The 5,912-nt window shown below is 53.1% G+C and carries 1 protein-coding gene; it reads right to left on the reverse strand.

What is annotated here, in order from left to right; all coding sequences use genetic code 11:
* Positions 1-1,142 (reverse strand): hypothetical protein (locus tag TBC1_RS17985; protein ID WP_172668844.1); only part of this gene is annotated, 1,142 nt, incomplete at its 3' end.
* Positions 1,143-5,912: the final 4,770 nt, after the last annotated feature.

Raw genomic sequence — 5,912 nt, forward strand, 5'->3', positions numbered from 1 at the left:
GAAGCATCCGCCGGTCCTGCTACGGATACGGCTGACGGGGCAGTGACGCTAAAGCTGCGCGTAATACTGGTACTGCTGCAAAGATCTGTAATGCCATAGGTTACGGTTACCACACCACCTTCGCAAAGTACCGGAGCTGTGAGATTACTCAGATCGGGGGCCGTTACGCCGCATCCGTCTTCGGTAACTTCAAACTGGCCTAGCCATGCGGCAAAGGCCGTGTTCAGGGCTGCCTGGTCTGTAAAGTCACAACTGCTGTATGAAGCATCCGCCGGTCCTGCTACGGATACGGCTGACGGGGCAGTGACGCTAAAGCTGCGCGTAATACTGGTACTGCTGCAAAGATCTGTAATGCCATAGGTTACGGTTACCACACCACCTTCGCAAAGTACCGGAGCTGTGAGATTACTCAGATCGGGGGCCGTTACGCCGCATCCGTCTTCGGTAACTTCAAACTGGCCTAGCCATGCGGCAAAGGCCGTGTTCAGGGCTGCCTGGTCTGTAAAGTCACAACTGCTGTAGGAAGCATCCGCCGGTCCTTCTACGGAAACGGCTGACGGGGCAATCAATGTAAAGGTCGCTGTTACTGACCCGCCTCCGCATTCATCCGTTACAATATAGGTCACAGTGGTGGTGCCGCCCTGGCAAAGTGCCGGAGCTACCGGTGAACCAACAATGGTTCCCACAGGGTTAAACCCTCCGCTTACACTGAAGCCGGTCAGCCATGCGGCAAACGCTGCGTCTACCGCGGCCTGATCGGCAAACATACATGATGAACCGCTGTAGTCGTTGGGCTTGTTAATCACCAGCGGGTTGGGTGATACAATGGTGAACGTGGCCGTGGCTGTGCCTGTCTGGCAAAGGTCGGTTACATTATAGGTAACTTCGGTAAATCCTCCGCAAAGCGTGGGCGCCGCTGGCGTTCCATAGCTGCCCTGGGGATTGCATCCGCCCGTGACTCCAAAGCCTTCAAGCCAGCTTGCAAACGCTGCATTAATCTCTGCCTGGTCGGCAAAATCGGTGGCGTCTGCACTGAAATCAGCAGGTTCTGCTATTACAATCGCTGTAGGGGCATTTACGGTGAAGCTGCGCGTTATGCTGGCACTGCTGCAAAGGTCAGCGATACTGTAAGTAATTGACACCTCTCCTCCTTCGCAAAGTACNTATAGGTCACAGTGGTGGTGCCGCCCTGGCAAAGTGCCGGAGCTACCGGTGAACCAACAATGGTTCCCACAGGGTTAAACCCTCCGCTTACACTGAAGCCGGTCAGCCATGCGGCAAACGCTGCGTCTACCGCGGCCTGATCGGCAAACATACATGATGAACCGCTGTAGTCGTTGGGCTTGTTAATCACCAGCGGGTTGGGTGATACAATGGTGAACGTGGCCGTGGCTGTGCCTGTCTGGCAAAGGTCGGTTACATTATAGGTAACTTCGGTAAATCCTCCGCAAAGCGTGGGCGCCGTTGGCGTTCCATAGCTGCCCTGGGGATTGCATCCGCCCGTGACTCCAAAGCCTTCAAGCCAGCTTGCAAACGCTGCATTAATCTCTGCCTGGTCGGCAAAATCGGTGGCGTCTGCACTGAAATCAGCAGGTTCTGCTATTACAATCGCTGTAGGGGCATTTACGGTGAAGCTGCGCGTTATGCTGGCACTGCTGCAAAGGTCAGCGATACTGTAAGTAATTGACACCTCTCCTCCTTCGCAAAGTACAGGAGCTGTATAACCACTAAGATCGGGGATAATTACTCCACATCCGTCACCGGTCACGGCAAACTGGCCAAGCCATGCGGCAAAGGCCGTATTCAGGGCTGACTGGTCTGCAAAGTCACAACTGCTGTAGGAAGCATCCGCCGGTCCTGCTACGGATACGGCTGACGGGGCTGTGACGCTAAAGCTGCGCGTAATGCTTGCACTTGTGCAAAGATCAGCAATACTATAAGTAATTGATACCTCACCTCCCTGGCAGAGTACAGGGGCTGCGTAATCACTCAGATCGGGGGCCGTTACGCCACATCCGTCACCGGTCACTGCAAACTGGCCTAGCCATGCGGCAAAGGCCGTGTTCAGGGCTGTCTGGTCTGTAAAGTCACAACTGCTGTATGAAGCATCCGCCGGTCCTGCCACGGAAACAGCTGCCGGCGCAATCAATGTAAAGGTCGCTGTTACTGACCCGCCGCCGCATTCATCCGTTACATTATAGGTCACAGTGGTGGTGCCGCCCTGGCAGAGTACCGGCGCTAAGGGTGTACCAACGATGGTTCCCACAGGGTTAAACCCTCCGCTTACACTGAAGCCGGTCAGCCAGGTGGCAAACGCTGCGTCTACCGCGGCCTGATCGGCAAACATACATGATGAACCGCTGTAGTCGTTGGGCTTGTTAATCACCAAGGGGTTGGGTGATACAATGGTGAACGTGGCCGTGGCTGTGCCTGTCTGGCAAAGGTCGGTTACATTATAGGTAACTTCGGTAAATCCTCCGCAAAGCGTGGGCGCCGTTGGCGTTCCATAGCTGCCCTGGGGATTGCATCCGCCCGTGACTCCAAAGCCTTCAAGCCAGCTTGCAAACGCTGCATTAATCTCTGCCTGGTCGGCAAAATCGGTGGCGTCTGCACTGAAATCAGCAGGTTCTGCTATTACAATCGCTGTAGGGGCATTTACGGTGAAGCTGCGCGTTATGCTGGCACTGCTGCAAAGGTCAGCGATACTGTAAGTAATTGACACCTCTCCTCCTTCGCAAAGTACAGGAGCTGTATAACCACTCAGATCGGGGATAATTACTCCACATCCGTCACCGGTCACGGCAAACTGGCCAAGCCATGCGGCAAAGGCCGTATTCAGGGCTGACTGGTCTGCAAAGTCACAACTGCTGTAGGAGGCATCCTCCGGTCCTGCTACGGATACGGCAGGAGCCGGAGCCACATAGAATGTCGAAGTGCACTCATCGCTGGAGCAGTCATCGCTGGCGGTATAAATAAAGCTCAGGTTAACGCCGTCGCATAAGTCTGCAGGCAGTGTCGGGACCTGGGCAATGTTGCTTGTTGCACCGCAACCACCGGTGAAGCTGAAGCCGGCAGCCCATGAAGTATAGGCAGCCTGGATATCAACGGCAGGTGTACATGCGGGCAGGTTAACCGGTTCAGCGCAGGTAACTTCAACCTCAGGTGCAGGAGCCACATAGAAGGTCGAAGTGCACTCATCGCTGGAGCAGTCATCGCTGGCGGTATAAGTAAAGCTCAGGTTAACGCCGTCGCAGAAGTCTGCAGGCAGTGTCGGGACCTGGGCAATGTTGCTTGTTGCACCGCAACCACCGGTGAAGCTGAAGCCGGCAGCCCATGAAGTATAGGCAGCCTGGATATCAACGGCAGGTGTACATGCGGGCAGGTTAACCGGTTCAGCGCAGGTAACTTCAACCTCAGGTGCCGGAGCNGAAGCCGCCAACCCATGCATCATAAGCATTCTCAATGGAAGCCAGTGTAGCACAAGGATCGGTGATATTAACAGCAGGAGCACAGGTAACAACAAGATCAACATCAGGAGCCACAACAAAGGTCGAAGTGCACTGATCATCTTCGCAGTCACCATCTACCATGTAGGTGAACGACAGGTTAGCACCTATACATTCAACATTGGCAGGCAGCTGAGGTATCTGACCGATATTGGTGGTTACATTGCAACCGCCTGAATAGCCGAAGCCGCCAACCCATGCATCATAAGCATTCTCAATGGAAGCCAGTGTAGCACAAGGATCGGTGATATTAACAGCAGGAGCACAGATAACTTCAAGGTCAACATCAGAAGCCACAACAAAGGTTGAAGTACACTGATCATCTTGGCAGTCACCATCTACCATGTAAGTGAACGACAGGTTAGCACCTATACATTCAACATTGGCAGGCAACTGAGGTATCTGACCGATATTGGTGGTTACATTGCAACCGCCTGTGTAGCTAAATCCGGCAACCCAGGCATTGTAAGCAGCCAGGACGGAAGCAGGAGCAGCACAAGGATCGGTGATATTAACAGCAGGAGCACAGGTAACAACAAGATCAACATCAGGAGCCACAACAAAGGTCGAAGTGCACTGATCATCTTCGCAGTCACCATCTACCATGTAGGTGAACGACAGGTTAGCACCTATACATTCAACATTGGCAGGCAGCTGAGGTATCTGACCGATATTGGTGGTTACATTGCAACCGCCTGTATTGCCGAAGCCGGCAACCCATGCGTCATAAGCATCCTCAATGGAAGCCAGTGTAGCACAAGGATCGGTGATATTAACAGCAGGAGCACAGGTAACAACAAGATCAACATCAGGAGCCACAACAAAGGTCGAAGTGCACTGATCATCTTCGCAGTCACCATCTACCATGTAGGTGAACGACAGGTTAGCACCTATACATTCAACATTGGCAGGCAGCTGAGGTATCTGACCGATATTGGTGGTTACATTGCAGCCGCCTGTATTGCCGAAGCCGGCAACCCATGCGTCATAAGCATCCTCAATGGAAGCCAGTGTAGCACAAGGATCGGTGATATTAACAGCAGGAGCACAGGTAACAACAAGATCAACATCAGGAGCCACAACAAAGGTCGAAGTGCACTCATCGCTGGAGCAGTCATCGCTGGCGGTATAAATAAAGCTCAGGTTAACGCCGTCGCAGAAGTCTGCAGGCAGTGTCGGGACCTGGGCAATGTTGCTTGTTGCACCGCAACCACCGGTGAAGCTGAAGCCGGCAGCCCATGAAGTATAGGCAGCCTGGATATCAACGGCAGGTGTACATGCGGGCAGATTTACCGGTTCAGCGCAGGTAACTTCAACCTCAGGTGCCGGAGCTACATAGAAGGTCGAAGTGCACTCATCGCTGGAGCAGTCATCGCTGGCGGTATAAGTAAAGCTCAGGTTAACGCCGTCGCAGAAGTCTGCAGGCAGTGTCGGGACCTGGGCTATGTTGCTTGTTGCACCGCAACCACCCGTGAAGCTGAAGCCGGCAGCCCATGAAGTATAGGCAGCCTGGATATCAACGGCAGGTGTACATGCGGGCAGGTTAACCGGTTCAGCGCAGGTAACTTCAACCTCAGGTGCCGGAGCTACATAGAAGGTCGAAGTGCACTCATCGCTGGAGCANATCTGACCGATATTGGTGGTTACATTGCAACCGCCTGTATTGCCGAAGCCGGCAACCCATGCGTCATAAGCATCCTCAATGGAAGCCAGTGTAGCACAAGGATCGGTGATATTAACAGCAGGAGCACAGGTAACAACAAGATCAACATCAGGAGCCACAACAAAGGTCGAAGTGCACTGATCATCTTCGCAGTCACCATCTACCATGTAGGTGAACGACAGGTTAGCACCTATACATTCAACATTGGCAGGCAGCTGAGGTATCTGACCGATATTGGTGGTTACATTGCAACCGCCTGTATTGCCGAAGCCGGCAACCCATGCGTCATAAGCATCCTCAATGGAAGCCAGTGTAGCACAAGGATCGGTGATATTAACAGCAGGAGCACAGGTAACAACAAGATCAACATCAGGAGCCACAACAAAGGTCGAAGTGCACTGATCATCTTCGCAGTCACCATCTACCATGTAGGTGAACGACAGGTTAGCACCTATACATTCAACATTGGCAGGCAGCTGAGGTATCTGACCGATATTGGTGGTTACATTGCAACCGCCTGTATTGCCGAAGCCGGCAACCCATGCGTCATAAGCATCCTCAATGGAAGCCAGTGTAGCACAAGGATCGGTGATATTAACAGCAGGAGCACAGGTAACAACAAGATCAACATCAGGAGCCACAACAAAGGTCGAAGTGCACTGATCATCTTCGCAGTCACCATCTACCATGTAGGTGAACGACAGGTTAGCACCTATACATTCAACATTGGCAGGCAGCTGAGG

The organism is Lentimicrobium saccharophilum (assembly GCF_001192835.1).
Classification (GTDB): domain Bacteria; phylum Bacteroidota; class Bacteroidia; order Bacteroidales; family Lentimicrobiaceae; genus Lentimicrobium; species Lentimicrobium saccharophilum.